General features: G+C 59.5%; 13 protein-coding genes and 2 pseudogenes. 4 read left to right on the top strand and 11 right to left on the bottom strand.

The window, feature by feature from the left end:
- A partial coding sequence (locus DJ029_RS19730; RefSeq protein WP_112324203.1) for a DUF932 domain-containing protein occupies positions 1-936 on the bottom strand: 936 nt, incomplete at its 3' end.
- 303 nt (positions 937-1,239) lie between these two features.
- Between DJ029_RS19730 and DJ029_RS19725 the strand changes: the two genes are divergently transcribed.
- Complete coding sequence (locus tag DJ029_RS19725; protein ID WP_232823149.1) at positions 1,240-2,379, top strand: hypothetical protein; 1,140 nt, start codon at positions 1,240-1,242, stop codon at positions 2,377-2,379.
- A gap of 138 nt (positions 2,380-2,517) precedes the next feature.
- Here DJ029_RS19725 and DJ029_RS19720 read toward each other — a convergent pair whose 3' ends face one another.
- On the bottom strand, positions 2,518-2,922 hold the full coding sequence (locus DJ029_RS19720; protein WP_112324201.1) for a single-stranded DNA-binding protein: 405 nt from the start codon (positions 2,920-2,922) through the stop codon (positions 2,518-2,520).
- Between the two features lie 398 nt (positions 2,923-3,320).
- On the opposite strand from DJ029_RS19720, the gene DJ029_RS22225 reads away from it, so the two are divergent.
- On the top strand, positions 3,321-3,527 hold the full coding sequence (locus DJ029_RS22225; protein WP_232823148.1) for a hypothetical protein: 207 nt from the start codon (positions 3,321-3,323) through the stop codon (positions 3,525-3,527).
- A gap of 630 nt (positions 3,528-4,157) precedes the next feature.
- On the top strand, positions 4,158-6,494 hold the full coding sequence (locus DJ029_RS19710; RefSeq protein ID WP_157966459.1) for an ankyrin repeat domain-containing protein: 2,337 nt from the start codon (positions 4,158-4,160) through the stop codon (positions 6,492-6,494).
- Between the two features lie 199 nt (positions 6,495-6,693).
- Here DJ029_RS19710 and DJ029_RS21970 read toward each other — a convergent pair whose 3' ends face one another.
- The 7 genes from DJ029_RS21970 to DJ029_RS19680 all read right to left on the bottom strand — a co-directional run bounded on the left by DJ029_RS21970 (position 6,694) and on the right by DJ029_RS19680 (position 14,707).
- Entirely contained in the window at positions 6,694-6,858 is a 165-nt protein-coding gene (locus DJ029_RS21970; RefSeq protein WP_009574204.1) for a hypothetical protein, read from the bottom strand.
- A 385-nt stretch (positions 6,859-7,243) separates the two neighbouring features.
- Positions 7,244-7,717 carry a hypothetical protein gene (locus tag DJ029_RS19705; protein WP_112324199.1) on the bottom strand — a complete coding sequence of 158 codons (474 nt, stop codon included), beginning with the start codon at positions 7,715-7,717 and terminating at the stop codon, positions 7,244-7,246.
- A 99-nt stretch (positions 7,718-7,816) separates the two neighbouring features.
- Entirely contained in the window at positions 7,817-9,979 is a 2,163-nt protein-coding gene (locus DJ029_RS19700; RefSeq protein ID WP_112324198.1) for a ParB/RepB/Spo0J family partition protein, read from the bottom strand.
- Between the two features lie 180 nt (positions 9,980-10,159).
- The gene (gene repC / locus DJ029_RS19695; protein WP_074646408.1) at positions 10,160-11,371 is read right to left on the bottom strand and encodes a plasmid replication protein RepC; all 1,212 of its coding nucleotides are present in this window, start codon (positions 11,369-11,371) and stop codon (positions 10,160-10,162) included.
- Positions 11,372-11,584: 213 nt separating this feature from the next.
- Positions 11,585-12,514, bottom strand: coding sequence for a plasmid partitioning protein RepB (gene repB, locus DJ029_RS19690; protein WP_112324197.1), 930 nt, complete (start codon positions 12,512-12,514; stop codon positions 11,585-11,587).
- Positions 12,498-13,691, bottom strand: a complete 1,194-nt coding sequence (gene repA / locus DJ029_RS19685) for a plasmid partitioning protein RepA (protein ID WP_074646406.1) — start codon at positions 13,689-13,691, stop codon at positions 12,498-12,500. Before repA ends, repB begins: the two co-directional genes overlap by 17 nt.
- A gap of 134 nt (positions 13,692-13,825) precedes the next feature.
- Positions 13,826-14,707: a recombinase family protein gene (locus tag DJ029_RS19680; RefSeq protein ID WP_071974352.1), complete on the bottom strand. Its 882-nt coding sequence runs from the start codon at positions 14,705-14,707 to the stop codon at positions 13,826-13,828.
- A gap of 263 nt (positions 14,708-14,970) precedes the next feature.
- Here DJ029_RS19680 and DJ029_RS19675 point away from each other — a divergent pair, with 263 nt between their 5' ends.
- Complete coding sequence (locus DJ029_RS19675) at positions 14,971-16,182, top strand: helix-turn-helix domain-containing protein (protein WP_112324196.1); 1,212 nt, start codon at positions 14,971-14,973, stop codon at positions 16,180-16,182.
- A 149-nt stretch (positions 16,183-16,331) separates the two neighbouring features.
- On the opposite strand, the pseudogene DJ029_RS19670 reads toward DJ029_RS19675, so the two are convergent.
- Positions 16,332-16,505, bottom strand: a pseudogene (locus tag DJ029_RS19670) (IS5/IS1182 family transposase); the annotation flags it as partial.
- Positions 16,506-16,753: 248 nt separating this feature from the next.
- Positions 16,754-17,689: pseudogene (locus DJ029_RS19665) on the bottom strand (IS110 family RNA-guided transposase); the annotation flags it as partial.
- Positions 17,690-17,746: the final 57 nt, after the last annotated feature.

The following is a 17,746-nucleotide window of genomic DNA, read 5'->3' as shown; positions in this document are numbered from 1 at the left end:
GCCCTGCGGCGAGGAATTGGCAAACCGCGTCAGCGCCGGAGCCGCCTCATGTGCGAAGCGCGAGGCGGCGTATTTCGAGTGGCGGATCTTGATCTCCTGGAAATCCTCGACGCCCCAGAGGTTGCGGTTCTGGCACACTGCCCGCAGGTAAAAGCTCGCCATGCCGAGTGTCTTGGCACCGACCTCGGAATTCCAGCAATAGAAGCCCCGGAAATAGAGATCGGGGGAGCCGTCGGGTAACTTGCCTGCTTCGATCGGATTGCGGTCGTCGACCAGGAACAAGAAGACGTCGCGGTCCGAGGCGTAGAGCGTGGTCGTGTCGCGACTGATTTCGACATCGGGGTTGTAGACCCCGGTCGACCAGTCGAGCACACCCGGCACCTTCCAGCGCGTATCGCCCGTGCCATTGCCCGCGATGCGCTGCACCGCCTCGACAAGCTCGAAGTCATGGATGCGACCGTAGTCGGGACCGGTCACGGCGCGCAGTTCGGTCCGGCCGTCTTCCGTCTCGAAAGTCTTCACCTGCTCGGCGCGGTGGTTGGTCAGGCCGTATTGCAGGTTGATCCCCGCTAGCGGCGCGGGCAACTGCCGCAGGTAGGAGGCCGGCGCGCCGACGATGCTGGAAAGCTGGCCAAAGGCCCAATGCGTGGGCGCGACCGGCTCATGCGCTTTCGGCAGCATCAGGTGCAAGCGCTCGGGGTTATCGCGCGCGGCCTCTACGCGGATGTCCGCCGTCTGCACCACGCGGCTGCGGCTGCGCTCGGAGCGGCCCTTCACATTGGCCCAGAGATCGTCGAGCGACAGATACCGCTCGTCATCCGGCCGGTTGAACCATTCGGACGACACCCGCCCGTTCCGCTCGCCCCGGCTGACATCCACTTTCCAGCCACCAGCCCGCGCCGGCTGAACCGGATCCAGAACTTCCACGACGCCCATCAGCTATCTCCCGCGACGGGCGCCGGGAGCCACTCTCCCAGCCCTCAACCCGTCACCGGGAAACCGGCCAACCTCAAACTCTCTCGGGCAAACGGCGCTAAGTCGGAGGCGCCGCACGCCCGCAACTCGCTGGTGTTGACCTGCGTTCAAAAATGGCAGAGGTTAAACAAGGCCTTTCTCGCAGGCCGGTGTGCCCGCCACGCGAAGCTTTGCAGCGATCTTGATTTCGAACAGCAGACCTCATGCCATCGGCGGGTCTGATTAGCAGCGGGCACCTAGTCAGATCCGGCTTGGACATGGATCATGACAGAGAACACTAAGCTTAAGACTTTGAAACTACTGGCGAAGCGTTACGCTAGGGCGACGGGTCAACCACAGCACGTAGCGCTCGACTTTGTTGCCAGTCGAATGGGCTTTGCTCATTGGAATGCGTTGACAGGCAGCGCCAAAGGAGAGTGGGTTCCCTCCGAAGCACAAGTTGCCACGATCAAGGCCTTCGTGGAACGGATCACTTCCTACGAGGGTGCGACCTTCGACCATATCTTCGGAAGCCCCGATGCCGTCACTCGAGGAGAAGTACGGGGGCATCCATACGAACTGAAAACAATGCTTGGTGACGTCCGCATGGATGGTGAGGGTTGGCAGATCGTGCTGCCAGAAAACCCTTTGGCCGCCCCTCGTGTCGAGATCGACATCAAGCATGCCCAGACCAGCCCGATGAACGATCGCGTGCTACGTGAAGAAGCCATCGGGATTGCGAGGGAATTGATGCAGAGCGTCAAGGCGCGGCGATTGGCCGATTGGCCACGGCGCGCCACAAAGCCGGATGCGGAAGGAAATGTGCGGCACCCGTTCTTGGAGATGGAGGAGTCGAACCTCTGGTACTGCCTTCACTGCAACTCAGAGATCACCGGCCCACAGATCGCTGGAAACCAATGGCACTGCCCCTGCTGCGGCGCATCACCAATCAACATTTTTCCAGAAGCCTTCTGGCTGGAAGCGACCGATGAAAAACCAGTGCCAGTCCAATCCCGCGCCGAAAGGCAAGAGATTGAACCCATCGTGTCAATTATAGATCCGCGGCCAAGGCTTGACCTCGACAGTGACCAGGTGACCCATTTGATCCGGGCTGCCCTGTTCGAGGATGCGACCAATGCCAGCGAGCGCATGGGAGCGAGTCTGGCCGAAATCTGGGTTGATGACGATCTCGACGTGGTTGTTTCCTTCGAGGATCACTACTGGCCCGAGGACAAGGAGCCGACTGCTGCGATCGAAGTGGCCGCACTGCTTGGAATCGAGATTGAGTTGGAAGTTACTTGGTCGGGTCCGTTGTTCGCATGGCCCGGTTTGGGCACCGTGACCCAGAGCACGGCCGAATATACGCGTTTGATGCTCGACGCGTATCGCAGTCACGGCGCGACCAGAACCAAAGACGAAATTTAGCTCGTGCGCACGTTGAACAATTAGCCGCATTCAAGGCGCTCAGCACCGGAAGGCAAGCGTGGATGCCTTTTCCAGTGGCCCGAAGAGACTTTTAGCCCGGCGGTTTAACCCGCCGGGCTGAGGGGGAGACCCCGCTCCTCAGAACGGGATCTCATCGTCGCGGTCGACCAGCTCGGGGTTTTCGTTCTCGGCCGACTTCGGACGGCTCAGGAAGTCGACCTTCTCGGCGATGATCTCGCAGCCGTAGCGGTCGTTCCCCATGCTGTCGATCCACTTGGTGTAGTGAATGCGGCCGTGGACGAGGACCTTCATGCCCTTTTCGCAATGCTCGGCGACCGTCTTGCCGAGACCGTTGAAGCAGGTGATGCGGTGCCATTCGGTGTCCATGACCCGGTAGCCGCTTTCGTCGCGCATCACACGGCCTTCCGAGAGGCGGGGACGCGAGGTGGCGAGGCTGAAGTTGGTGATTTTGGTGCCGCTCTGGGTGGTGCGGACTTCGGGGGTCTGGCCGATGTTGCCGGCGAGGATGACGATGTTCTGCATGATAAGCTCCTGTTTTTCCTGTCTTCGGGACCGTCCCTTCGACAAGACCCTGAAAAAGCCCGTCGGGTGACGCGTGCACGGTGGACAGCATGGACACCGGACACCCCCAGAGGACCGGGGAGGAGCGGGCAGGACGCCAAAAGCGGCCAACACGGCCCGGACTGACGCGGGGTTGCGCGCAGGAGACCAAACGGGATTAGGGGATTGTCAGTCGAAGGGATGGCCCAGGAGACAGAGAGATGCGGGGAGCCCATGCCAGACCATGTCCCCTTGCCAATCGGACTGTTTGACCCAAAGCCCAGCACGCCGCTAGCGGCCTAAGTGGCTATCACCAGCTGTCACCCCTGCCCTTGCCTGACAGGAAATGCAGGGCTCTGCCGCGATGGGATATCGATACCGTGAAATCCAGGACACGAACCGCACCAACGGCTGCTTTCGATCTCGAGGCACTGACGCTTAGCGAGCTGAAAAATATGCAGAAGGACGTCGCTGAGGCGATCTCCACATTCGAGGATCATCAGAATGCGGAAGCCCGCGCCAAGGTGGAAGCCTCCGCCCGGGAACTCATTTACCTCCTTGCCGAACTCGTCGGCACTGAGACGTAAACCTCGCGGGCTGTTGCGGCTACGCAATACCGGAAACCTGAAAGTCCGTCGCTCTACAGGTCCGTCGAGGGTGCGATCCGCATGATTAGTTTCCGGACTGTATTCCCGATTTCCTCACGGTTGGGCGTTTCCTCGACCATATGGTCTCCTGCCAAGCGACATTCAGTTGCAAGGCAGAAGAATGGATCAACGAAAAGGAAATAGACATGGCAAACCCTCGTCCGACGAACGGCCCCTCAACCACCGGAAACAAATCGGGTCCTGGCCGCGGAAACAATCCTCCTAAGGGAAAATAAGGAGCCTGTTTCCAGCCTTGTGCAGGATGCACAAAGGTTGCTGCAAAAGGCACCGCCACGACAGCTACTGAAAAACTGATTGGGATGGTGGTTGTACCGCCATCCCGTTATCGAGGTGCAAAGTGTATTATTCAAAAGACAAAAAGTTGAACAAAGTGATTGCAGAGGAAGTGAAGTCCGGGGCGCGGTATGTCTCAGGAAAGAAGCATGCCAAGCTTTTCTTGGCAGGTGGTGTACTGCTGGTATTCTCCCGAACGCCGAGTGATCGACGGGCGTTTCGGAACGTGAAGGCGGAACTGTCTAGGCTACATCGCCAACAAGCCGAGGTGTGACTGTGACCGACACTCAGCCGATAGCTCAACTCCCGACGTCACACTCCGCACTACTTTACGCCGTGTCATTGTTTTGCCCGCCCGAATGGCAGCACGCTGAACGCCGCCGCTATGCACGCTCGGAGATGCGTTTGGAGGGAGGGGCAGACCGAACGCTTGAGTTACTTGACCTGCTAAGGCAGTCGTTGAGCCAGGAGCAAGCGGCATCCCTCTGGGGCGATGTAGTTGAACAGATCTTAAGGCTCGGAAATTCCCTTGATGCGCTAGAACTTCACACGAAAACATATTCGGCAACTCCGAAGCAGACGCTATGGGTGCTTCTTGCGTTCGACGTTATGCCTGCCCTTGGTAGAACGTGGGGTTTTTGGTGCCAGGATGAGCCGGTTTTACCTCGGATGCCCGAAGACGATCTTTGGTTCTTGCCTCATCAAGATCCCTCGAACCCAGATCGGCTGATTTTGCCAGTCGAGACAATCCTGTCATGGTGGTTAGAGCAGATTGACGGCCCATTAGATCGGCTTTGGGGGGAATACGACGACGAAAGACGACGTACCCTCGACAACTGGAAGTCAGGCCGAAGAACGCCAGCGATCTCCCGGATCATGGAGTGGTTCAGTGACGATTATCAATTCTCATACAAGAGTTCAGATGAAGCTCATCTGTCCACGGCGCAGCTTCGCTCATTATTGCTTTGGGCGCGCGCGATTGAGCAAGCTTACAAGGATCTCCTTGGCTACTTGACGCCGGGTGTCGCGCCGAACGATGCGGATCCTGTGCGCAACAAGGCGTTGCAATTGATCGAGCTCTTCAGATGGAGTCATGAGGCTACTGTCGCGACGGACCCTACCAACCCAGCGGTCGCCGATCAGGAGTTCGTTGAGGCTCTACCCACGTGGGTAAAGGAAGGTCCATTTCGTGTGATTACACCAGATCGCTCTGGCAGGCTTCTGGCAGCAGAGCAGGTGGCGGAATTTCTAGGCGGGGTATTCATTGCCCTGCCTTGTGACGAAACGCTCCCCGATATTTTTGGAGATCCAAAGCTGAGATCGCCCGCGACATTGACGTTTGACTTAGACCGAGCAGATCGTCAAAGAGCACAGGAAAGCATTGAGAACATCCGAGTGGCTTGGCAGGGCAAAGACCCCGCCCGTCAGATTCAAGTTGCCGAAGGTTTGGCCAAGCTTCGAAAATCGTCCGTCATTGTGGAGTTTGAGCCCGACCTAGAATACCTCTGCGCCCTTCACGCTCTTTCGTCTGGCAATTTCGATGAAGCGCGTCAGCATGCCGAAAAGGCACTCGAACTCTGTTTGACGCGGTCCATCGGGCCAGTGAAACTGGATATCGCAAAGCTCAACTTCTCGCTGGCTGTTGCTCAGGATGCGTTCAACCGTGGTAGTGCGGAACGCAGTTTTCGAATTCTTTGCAAATCAGTCCAGCCTCAAGATGCAGCTAGCTGGAAACTCGGTGAAGGCCCGATCGATTATTCAATGCGGTTGGCTGCAGCCGATCACGCAGAGTGGTTCTGGGGCTCTATTGTTCGCCCGTATGAAGGTGTGGAACTCGAAGCGCCGCTTCACCAAGAAGACGAGATCACTCGCGCATACGTAGGTTTGCTTTTGTCCGGCGCTTCAGAGGATGAGGTGCGCGGGTTTATCAAGCAGTTTCGCGGCAAGCTCAAGCGCAAGCTAAGAGATGTGCGTGGCGATACGTTCTTCACTGTAACATCAAAGATGGTTGCGCATATGGCTCCGGTAATGCGGCAAATGCCAACCTATTCGGGGATTCCCAAAGAACCCTTTGAGTTGGCCAACTCTATGGTCGCAACGCATTTGAAGCTGGTCAGCTTACTACCCACAGACGTTTTGGATGCGCGAGACTATTTGAAACAGACTGCGCTAATGCTGGCGGCCGACCGAAACGATGTAGACATGGTCAAGGCTCTCATTGACCGTCATGTAGACATCGATGCGCAAGACGCGCTTGGTCGGACGGCATTGCATTCAGCAGCCAAGGTCGGAGCTGATCGATGTTTTGAAATTCTTCTTGCTGCTGGTGCGAACCCGACGCTTCAGACTGTTTCTGGAAAGACGCCAGCCCTTTTTGCCGCCGAGTTCGGTCGTGCCACGATCTTCGAGATGAGATTGACATGCACGGCATATGAAGTGGGTAGAAGCGAGCTTAAGGAGGCCTACAAACTGGCGCGAGACTCTGCTGAGGATTTCAAGGCAAAGCGTAAGGCCTATGCCATTCAGGGATACGAAATTGCAGGGCGGACGGGCTTCCAGAGGCTTGCGGAGCTAGCGTCAAGGGCGCTTGATGAGTGTTTTTCCGGGGCTTAGACGGCGAATAGCGGCGAGGAGAGAGACGGTTCCGAAAATCTGACCATACGGGATAAGTAGATTTTCGGCCCAACTCGAGCGTTCCATGATTGACCGAGTCGCAACCCAAAGATCCTTGCAACGGCCTCGCCGTTCACTCGGCCGTCGATAGGCCCGGAGGCGCTCCTGCGCCGCGCCCTCGGGAAATGAGGCCGAAGCCTCACCCGAAGGGATCGTATTCCGAGACGATCACGACTTCGTCGCCGTCGATTTCATCGGCGGGGACGGCGCCATAGGTTCCATCACCTGCCTGGAAGACGACGATCGAGACCATGAGCGTGGCGGCGAGGGAAGCGGCGAAGGCGTGAGCATCTTTGCGGGACATCTGTTTGGCTCCTGTCTTGGAGGCGGAGGACCATCCCCCGCGCGACAGGACCCCGCAGGCCCGAAGACTGGCTGACATCACCGGGTGCGTTCGGCTCGTCCGAATCCACCCGGCGGCACGGGCTCGCCCGTAGTCCGACCCCTCGCGGGTTGATCTCGAAGACAGGATTCGGGGCAAGGAAGGGAATGGCGAGCGGGGGATGGTGCGACCGCTGTCTGGAGCCGGGTGTCCCGCTGATGCTATCGCTGCCAGCCTCCCGGCAGACATTTGGTACCAGATCTAGTTCCGTGTTGGATTGGACCCTATGGTGCCCCGCGATCTCGCGGGAGAGAGTCGTGATGGGTGAGAGGCCCGCGCTTTGGCGGACCCCTTGGATTCTACAGGCTCAGGCGGCAAGTTCCGCATCCCCTGCCCTATCGCTGCTCCCGCTGCCGACGATCTCGAGCCGCGCGTTGCGATAGCCTTCTCTGGCGATCCAGAGTTCGGCAGCCGTGACAGACTCGGCCAGGTGGAGCAGCTCCGTGCAACCGCCGAAATCCAAAAGGACACGCACCTGCCCGGGCTGTGGTTCCTCAGCGACCTCGAAGGTCAAGGCGCTATCCGCCGAATGGGTCCGCATGATCGTCACGAGTATGACCCCGTCCGAGGAGAAGTTCCCCTCGTGCAGCGTGAACGACGCCGGCGCCGTCCAGGTCGGATAGGGTCGTGGCGGCTCCTTCTTGACGAGACGGCCAACGCCGTTCGAGCGCTCCCAGGCCGCGAGTTTCTTCGTGAACCGCGCAGGCGGTTTCGGACTGTTGTCGGTGTAGCGAATGAGCGCCCCCAGGGGCGCGGTGTCGAGAATGGTGGTTGCAGACATGATTCCTCATTCTGAATGCACAAAATTGCATTCATCTTATTGATATTGTTGATTTTTATGTGATTGAGGGCGGGTTTCCCCGCCTTCGGATGGCGCAGATCACTCCGCGGCCATCATCGATGCCTCATTGCTCGGCAAGTCCGCTGTAAGGAAGGCGGGCAGGTCGACATCTTCGGCCTGCTCGGTGTCGGAGTCAGACGCCCCCTGCCCTTCCACACCGTCGAGTGCCTCGAGGTCGTGACGGCGAAGAACCTCTGGCAACCAACCGCTGCCTTTCAGCAGACGCTCGGCTTCGGTCGCCATCTCGCCCTTCTTCAGATGATCGAGGAGCTGCGCCGTCCCCTCCCCTTTCGCCTCGCGCACAGCCTCGAGGATCCGCACCTTGGGCACGCGGTTCAGGTAGGTATCGGCCGTCGGCTTCCAGCCCGCCTCGACCATGTCGAGTTCGACCGCCTGTGCGACCAAGTCGGACTGGGTCATCCGCCTGGTCAAACCGCTGGCCGAGATACCAGCACCATAGGGGTTCACCTTCTCGTGGAGCGCGTTGATCCCGAAGCTGAGGCAATGCGCGAGCAGGGACAGCCGGCTCACCTGATCGAGGGAGGTCAGGTAATCCCAGAGAGCGGCATCGTCCCCAAGCGGAAGGTCGGTCTCCCACTCCGCGTGGCGATCGTCCACCAGCTTGGCCACTACGCTGTCCTTCAGGTCGCTCGCCTGCGCCGCCATGTAGACGTGACGCACCGAAGCCTCGAGGCAGCTGCCGGCCGAACTGGACGTCCGGAAGGTATCGTTGACGAGCTTCAGGAGCAGCAGCGTCAACGCGACGTCAGGGGAGCGACCGACAGCTTCGCGCAGTGCCAATGTCCGGTGCGCCGTCAGCTCCATGATCAGCCGCTCGGGCAAGGGCTTCAGTGCACCATCGTCCTCGTCGTCAGGCACGTTGGCACCAAGCGCCTGACCGGCAGAGGTGATCACCGTGCCGTGGCCGATACCATCCACATTGCTCCCCGCTGAAAGCTCAACGCCCTGCCCGTCTGCCGCCTGTTCACCGCTGTGGACGTCGGCATCTTCCCGAGGCTCATCCTCGGGCCGCACGAAGCCCCGATAAACGGCAAGCTCGCCATAGCGGTCAAGCGTCACGAACGCCCCTGCCCGTGCGATCTCCTCATCGTCGAAGATCAGCGGCCGGGCCTCGAGCTTCTCCATCGCGACTTCCAACGCGCCAAGTCGCGCGTCGATCTCTTCGGGGAATTCATCCTGGCCCTCGTATTGCTCTTCGAGCGCCCGGTACTCGGCAAGCAGCTTGGCATGGGCCGCGCCTTCGTCATCCGTCATCGGCGCCGGGTCTCCGCTTAGCCGCCGCAAACCGTGGCTGTAGCCATAGGGCAGGTCGAGCGAGACCTCGATCCATTTCCAACCTTCGGTCGCAATCGCTTCGGCTTCAGCCTGAAGCTTTTCGCTGACCAGACGATCGAGCAGGGCAGGATCTTCTAGCCAACCGCCGTCATCGCCTTGGAAGAGGTCATGCAACATAGTGCCGCCCGCCGCCTCGTACGCCTCGACGCCGACAAAGACGGCGCGCCGGTCCGATGCCCGCACCGAGGTTTCCGTCAGCATCCGCCGGATCTGATAGGGCTCCTTGTTCCACGAAGACTTGATCGCCTCCCAGACTTGAATCTGACGCTCGTGATCCGGATTGACCGTGAAGGCCATCAGCTGCTCCAGCGTCATCTCGTCCTCGGCGTAGAGCTCGAGCAGGGCAGGGGCCACGGCGGCGAGTTTCAGGCGCTGTTTCACCACCTGCGGCGTGACGAAGAAGGCGGCTGCGATCTCTTCATCGCCTTGACCCTTCTCCCGCAAAGCAACGAAGGCGCGGAACTGGTCGAGCGGATGCAGGGCTGCACGCTGCATGTTCTCAGCGAGCGAGTCGTCTTCGGCGAGGATCGCGGAAGTGGCATCCCGTACGATGCAGGGGATGGGCGTCGTCTTGGCCAGACGCTTCTGCTTCACCAGGAGCGAGAGTGCTTGGAAGCGCCGGCCGCCAGCGGGGATTTCGAACTTGCCGGTCTCGGACCCGTCATCCGCCAGAACGGGCCGAACGCTCAGGCTCTGCAGCAATCCGCGGCGGGCGATGTCTTCGGCCAGTTCCTCGACCGAGATGCCGGCCTTGATGCGCCGGACGTTGGACTGGCTCAGCACGAGCTTGTCGAAGGGAATGTCCCGGGACGGGGACAGGGTGACTTTCTGGGCAGATTTCGCCATCAAATCTTCTCCACGACGGGCGCCGGAAGCCACTCTTCCGATCTCACTTCCCGTCACCCCTCAAACCAACAAACCTTTCCCTCTCCTGTTCTGACGCTCCCGAGACCGGACCTTAACAGCTGTTAAGTCGTCAATCCCGAGGTGGCGGAACAGTACGCAGTCTCTCAACCTTAACAGCTGTTAAGCTGCAGATCGTCGCCCAATCAATGCCATGACCATCGGCCCACAGGAAAACTCACCGGCCACAGCTTTGGCAGTCAGAGCTCGCAAGTATCCACCAGGCGATCTGATGTCCTCAAAGCGTTCCAGCATGGCAGAAACGACGATCGACGCTTGCTCCGGACCCATGAACCGCTGCGCTTCTTCCCATGCAGATGCACTGATCCCCATGGCTGGTCGCACATGGCATGCCGCATCGAAAAGCTGGTGCCAATGCCGGATTTCGCCTTGGTAGAAGGTCTTGAGCGAGGGACATGCCGCGATCACCAGGTGCAGCGGGATCTTTGGCAAGTGTCTTGTGTCCTGTTCATCGACGTCAGCCACGGGCTCATTCCTGTCCACATCTGGCACGTCGGCCGCCGCCCCGCTTTTTTCTAAAGCAGGTTCAAGATCTATAGATTCTTTATTTGAATTATGATGGTGACGCTCAGATCGAGCATCATTGGTGTTCATTTCTTCTGTTTCAGAGCCATCAATGATGTTGCGTGCCTGATCGAGGAGAGCTTCAAGATCTGCTCGATAGGCCGCGAGGTCCTCAATTGAAAGCTTGCGGCGAAGCGCGCGCGCTGTGAGGATAGCTTTGTCACGAAGCTGGTCCCAGATGCCTAGGCCTGGCTGCATCTCGTCTCCGAACTCCGCGAGGGCCGCGAGATCACGCCGCATGAGGCTTACAACCTCTCTCAGACGCCTGACGCGCTCCTCAGCCTCACGTACGGCCTCTGCGGCCCGTGCTATCTCCTCGGACTGGCAGTAGAGCGGGGAAAGATCGAAGCCAAAGGCGACGCGCTCTTCGCCGTGCTTGCGGACGTAGCGCTTTCCATTGGGGCTATCACGCCGCTGGAGCAAACCAGCCTCGACAAGACGCGCGAGGTGACGACGCATAGTGGAGCAGGGCATACCATTCAGGCGCTCACAGATCGCCTTGTTCGAGGGGAAGACTACCATCTCGGCGTTCCCGCCAAGTGCATCGTCTGGAAAGAAGCTGAGGAGCCCCTGCAAAACAGTCAAATCACGTTCTGACACGCCAAAGGCCGCTTGCGCCTTGGAGAGCTCGCGCAGGAGTTCCCACTTGTTGACGGGTCTGCCCGGAACAGATGCATCGGGTCGCTCGATCACGCGCAGATGGGCGTGCGAGATCGGCCGCATAAACGGCGAAATCGGTGTGTACTCCATGAAAACGTTCACGAAGGCAAAATTTCTACGGCCCGCGAATCGCTTTGCGCTTGCGGGGTAGGGGCCAGAACGCTACATTCAGAAGTGCGAAAACTGAGATTTTGTAGCGGGCTGATCCCGGTGCGAAACCTTACAAAGGTCTCGTGAAGCTAGCTTCTCGGGGCCTTTTTCTTTTTGCCTGTATCGTGCCTCCTTCTTGTTGGTTGCTCTTCCTCAGTCTCCTGAACGCTTCCAGCGCTCATGAAGCTCGGTAATCAGCTTTGGGGCATTACCCTCCAACCAGCTGATAAAATCAGGTTCATCCGTAGTCAGATCGAGTTTAAGCTGCTTGCCTTGGCGGCCGGTCTTGACCGTCGCAGCTCCGACACCGGGGATCGCCACAGCAGGCACGCCCTTTCCAGACGGGTTTGCTTTCTTCTCTGGGCTCTTCGCAGCTGCCAGAACTGCGAGAAACGCGCGCTCAGAAACCTCATCGACCGAGCCGGAACTTTCGGACTTGGCTGCATGAGCTACGGCTTGCAGTTGGTCTCGATCACCGTCGTAGGCACCCAAAGCCTTTTTGAGCTCTTCCCATCTCGGGCGACCAATCCCGGGAGCCGCACCAATTGCCTGGATGAGTTCCTCGCCGACCGTCCGAACGACACTCAAGAGCTGTGAAACCCCAGCTTCGTGGAGGTTAAGGACTTCGGCGACACCTCGATTGGTGCGCTCAGCCCCTTCCAAATGGTCACCGTCCAGAAGCGCCGTCGCCACAAGCGCACGTTCAATAAAGCTCAGATCACGACGCTCTTGGTTCTCGAGAAGCTGATCTCGAAGCGCTTGATCACCCTCAACTTCAGTGACGATGGCTCGAACTTTGATACCGAGTTCGCGACATGCTTCTAGGCGCCTGCGGCCATAGATCAGGTTGTAGCGATCGCCTTCAAGTGGGCGGACCAATACAGGCACACGCTGACCGTTCTTGGAGATAGAGTTCTTCAGGCCCTCAACTTCAATCTGAAGCCTGTCATCCAATCGTCCTTCGGTAACAATCTGCGCCGGATCGATCTCAAATACACCGCCACGCAGTCGGCGCCCTTCAAGAGCGTCAGGAGCGTTGCGAAGGGTCTGCAGCGGCAGGCCGAGTTTAGGCTTTCTTGCCATTCCGCCCCCATGTGTTCTGGATGATTTCAGCGATCTCATCGTTGACTGCGTTCATGGATTCGATCGCACGATCAAACGTCTGACGCGTGAAGTCCTTCTTGTCAGCTTCATAGAGCGTTTGCTTGGTCAAGCCGGCATCAGAAATTGCGGTCGATTCAACCATGTGATTGGTCAGGACGGACCTCCCAAACAGCCCGCGAATGAAAGCGATGACTTCGGTTTGTGGCGCGTCGCCGACTTTGTATCGCGTTGGCAAAAAGCGCAGCCAATCGAAGCGCAGATTTGCGCCTGCATCCCTGATCACTCCCAGGAGATCCGCAGTCATTCGCAGGAATTGGGACATCGACATGAGGTCAAGCATCTGCGGGTGAACCGTCACGAGAACACCCGAGGACGCGGAAAGTGCTGACATCGTCAAGAAACCAAGCTGCGGCGGGCAGTCGATCACAACAACGTCGTAGTTCGCTTCAACACTATCGAGTGCGTCATGAACTCTCGCGAAGAACGCTTTCGCTCCGCCTCGCTGGATAGCAGCAGGCGTCTCGTGCTCGAACTCCATGAGTTCAAGGTTGCCCGGGATAAGATCAAGGCCGCGGATGTAGGTCTTGCGGATCACTTCGGCGATCGGAACCGGATCGTCATAGCGAACGGCATCATAGAGGGTTCCGCCCTCCATAAGGTCGAGTTCTGGCTGGATTCCGTGAAGAGCCGAAAGAGATGCTTGGGGGTCGAGATCGATCGCAAGAACCCTGTACCCCTTGAGCGCCAAGCGCTGAGCGAGGTGAGCAGACGTCGTCGTTTTGCCGGACCCGCCCTTGAAGTTCACCACTGAAATAACTTGAAGGTCGTCACCGTCGCGACGCCCAGGCACGTAAGTTCCAGACTTTTTTGCGTTTCCTTCAAGCGTCTGCCGGATTTCCCAGATATCGTCGAGCGTATAGCGACGATGACTTCCAGCCGTCGTCTCAACGTCAACGATCTTTCCTTCTCGATGAAGCTTCCGAAGATAGGTATGGTCGACGCCAAGGAGCTCAGCAGCTTCACCGCTGGTCAAAGTGCGCATCACCTTCTTTGCATCCGGAGGGAAGTGTGCGGCGCGCTGAGCATGCAGGTTCGACGCGAGAAGTTCCGCGTAGTGCCCGATGGCGATGTCTAGATCCTGCTCTACTTCGCTCATGTCTGCCCCGATCCGTGGGCGCGTTTTTTATGTGACCGCGCGTTATTTTTCGAGACTATTGCCCGACCAACCAGATTCGTGCAAGCACTTTCTAGATTTAGTGGCAATCGGTTAGGCCAACACAAGTGTGATCCTCAGAGGAGCCCCAGCTTTTCAGCACGCTCCAGCAGCATTCTGACTGAGGAAGGCTGCCAGCTGGTGCGACCGCGAGGGGTGCGCTCACGCATGGATTCCAGTCGGTCGCAGATTGCCTGCAAGGTGATCTCCGGGTCAGCACCTTTGATTGCGGCGACAATCGCAGGCAGGCGATCGTCGGTTTCGCGACGTCCAGCGCGTCCAAGCACTTCAGCAGGCAGGAATCCGTCCGCCACGTATGCCTTCACGGCGCGGAGCAGGCGGCTTTGCGTCCAGCGCCGATCATGGGGCAGGGGGCCATTGATGATCCGCAGGACGTCTTCCCAAGCCATATCGGGGCGCAAACGGCGCACATGGGGCACCCAATCCTGCGCAGTTTCGTTCAAGCGCTCCATGTAGCCGTCCTGTCGCGCCAGCCGCACCTTGCGCAGCGCTTCAGGGTCCTTGGCGCGAAGACCTGGGTTGCCGCCTACGCGGCCCTTTGAGCGTGCCGAGGCAAGTCCGGCTTTGGTACGCTCGCGGATCAGAGCGCGTTCGAACTCAGCCGCAGCGCCCAGAACCTGCAACGTGAACTTGCCCTGGGGCGAGGCAGTGTCGATCGGGTCCTGGAGCGAGCGGAAGAACGCCCCCTTGCCTTCCAGTCTTTCGATCACCTCAAGTAGGTGCGACAAAGACCGCGCAAGTCGGTCGATCCGCACGACGACCAGCGTGTCGCCCTTGCCAATCCGCTCCAGCACACGTGCAAGCACGGGCCGCGCGCGGTTGCCGCCCGAGGCGTGCTCTTCAAAAATCTCGGCGCATCCCGCAGACTGCAGTGCCTCAGACTGGGGCAGGGGGGTCTGATCCTCGGTGGAGACGCGCGCATAGCCAATCAGCGGCATGAAACTGGGCCGTTTGCAATTTTATGTACCACCAATAAACGACCGTTTGTAAACGCGCGCAAGGGGTGTCTCCCTCGTCGCGCTTAGTTCGGGAAGCCTTTTATCTCTGGGCTGAAACCAACGAGAGGTGCTCCATCGCGATCAAGAAGACGGGATCCGCGGGCGCCTCTATAGTAGAAGGAAAACGCAGGCCATCAAAGCCCATCGCCAAGCGCGCATAATGGCCATATAATGCGCGCATGAACAGATTGTGCCAAACATACATGGACGACGACGGGGTGCCTCTTGAGGACATGGAGGCGTCCGAGGACCAGGATGACGCTGACCTCTGGTTCCTGCCAGGGCCGATGGAGGACGAACCGGATTACCTGCCTCCCGGACCTGCACCTGAGCCGAAGGAATCCGATGTCGTTGATGCCTGGCGCGCGGCCGAGGCCGGGCAGGCGGCGCAGCTCGCCCGTGTTGCTGCGCGCCTGGGGATCCTCGATGAACGCCTGCGCCGCGGCCCGGCTGGCTGGCGGCAACGGCTCGCCCTGATCGAAGCCGCGGATCTCAGCTGGTTGACGCAGGACCGGATTGGACTCGAACGGCTGTCACTCTACATGACGCTGCGGGTTTCGACAGTAACGGATGATGCGCAGGCGCTGTACCGGATCGGCTGGACCATGCGGCGACTGATCGGCGGACCCGCGCCGTTGGCGCGTCGGTCAGGTGTGGGCGACCTCGAGACCTTCCTTGATCGGCGCGCCCGTCCGGGGCAGGGGGAGCGTCTCGACGAGGCTAAGGCTCCCTCGCGCATGGTCGAGATGGCAGAGCGGGAAGCCTTCGATGACCGGGCCGCCGGATGGCTCGCGATGATGGATCAGGCCGAAGACCTCCACCCCGTAGCGCGGGCCTGCATGGGTTTTCATCTCTGGCACGTCGCGGAGCTTTCACCGGTCGATGACCCGCTGGAGGCCGCAGTGACGGCTGCGCGTGTCGCGATCGCCGATCTCGCGCCGTCGGGGAGCGCGCCCGGCGCGATCTTCGCCCCCATCGCCATGGGCGGGGGAGGGGGCTTCCGCGCGATCGGGGACCCGCCCGCCCGGTTAGCGCGCTGGCTGAACGCGATGGAGAGCGCGACATTCGCAGCCCTGCGCCGACTCGAGGAGATCGAGGCTTGGGCGGCTGCCGCAGAGCGCGCGATGGCTCCCCTCTCGGGCAAGACGCCACCGATGCTGCGGAACCTCTTCGCAAGCTGGCCGCTGGTCTCAGTACAGATGGCCGAGAAACTGACAGGCACGCATCGGGCAACGGTTCAGCGCAACATCGACTGGATGGACGAGCAGGGCCTCATTCGGGAGGTTACGGGGCAGGGACGATACCGAATGTGGCGGATCGTCGAGCCGCGCTCAACAGAGGCAAATTCGATGCCCGAAAGGCATGATGAGCTGCTGGCTGAAGATTTCTTCGATGTGCTGGCCGCGCGCCAGTGATCCCCGGATTTTTCCCTTCAGGCTTCCGCGTCCCGCAGCTCTCGCAGAGCAGCCAGATAGCGGTTCATGCGGCGCATGTCCTTTTCGGTCAGTGCGGCTCTGTTGCACAAATCTGCTGATGGCCGGGGTTGCCCTTTCCCCGGACGGACTTATCCTACGGCCACAGTGACGGGTATGCCGAGCGCGGTGTAGCCGTTCAGGACGGCGATGCGGACCTGAAGCTCGGCGACCTGGCGGTCGAAGTCTCGAGGCATCAGTGACTGGCCCAGCAGTTTCACGCAGTGCATCTTTGTTTCGACGCGGCTTCGGCGGTGGTATCCGCTTCTGTGGTTGCCGCCCGTGATGCAAGGAGTTTCTGACTTCTTGGCCAAGTGATCGAGCGCGGTCTTCTGTGAGGCCTTTGGTTGCGGCGTTTCCAGAAGCCGCGGGCCGGTATGGTGATCTGCGGATCAGATCCAAATCTCCATCGCGGACTTCGATGTCCTTGCGGATACGCTGGTTTTTCCGATCCTGATCTTTTCGATCATGTGCCCATGCAGGTCATTGACTTCTCACACCTTCTTTGCCGGCGTCAGGCTGATACAGTTGCCGCCTGCGCCGGTTCTCGATAAACCTCGTTTTTCGTCATCATCGCCCAGATGGCACGCGCCATCTTGTTGGCCAATGCGATCGCGACCAGCATCCTGGGCTTTCTTGCCATCATTCGGGCGAGCCATGACCCTTCTGCAATTGACCTGCGCCCCAGCCAGTTCATGCGCGACATCGCCCCTATTATCAGGAGCCGTCGAATGTCGGCTTGTCCGGCTTTCGACATTCGTCCGAGGCGATCCTTCCCGCCTGACGAATACTGGCGCGGGACGAGGCCCAACCAGGCGGCGAAGTCTCGTCCGCGCCGGAAAGAGGCCATGTCTGGCGCGAAAGCCTCGATCGCAAGCGATGTTAATGGGCCAACCCCTGGCATCGTCTGCAGCCTCCTCGCCGTGTCGGTTTGTTCTGCCAGAAGCTTGGCCTTCGCCGTTTTGACGTCTATGCGGGCAGTCTTTTCGACTATCTGCTCCAGCAGGTCGCGGCATTCTTCGTGGACGATGGCTGGTAAGTCGCTGCTCGGACCCTTCAAGATCGCCTCAATGCGCTTGAGCTGACTTATCCCCTGAGGAATCGACTGGCCGAACTCGTAGAGTACGCCGCGCAGCGCGTTCACCAATTCCGTACGCTGGCGAACGAGGCGTTCCCGGGCCCGGAAAAGAACTGCCTGCGCCTGCTGCGCTTCGGATTTCGGCTCAACAAAGCGCATCTCAGGGCGCTGCGCCGCTATCACGATCGCTTCGGCATCGGCCGCGTCGTTCTTCTGTCGTTTCACGAAAGGACGCACGTATTGCGGGGCGATCAGCTTTACCTCGTGGCCGAGCTTTGCAAATTCACGCGCCCAGTAGGATGCGCTGCCACATGCCTCCATCACCACCACAGCCGGAGCGTGGCCAATCATGAACTGCCGGAACTGGGAGCGGGGGGAGTGGGCAAAACCTGGGGGTGTCTGTGTATGCTGGTGGTTCAAGGAGAGGGG

The sequence above is a fragment of the Oceanibium sediminis genome, assembly GCF_003265325.1.
GTDB classification, from domain to species: Bacteria; Pseudomonadota; Alphaproteobacteria; order Rhodobacterales; family Rhodobacteraceae; genus Halovulum; species Halovulum sediminis.
The sequence above is the reverse complement of the archived record's forward strand: the minus strand, read 5'-3'. Positions and strand labels throughout refer to the sequence as shown.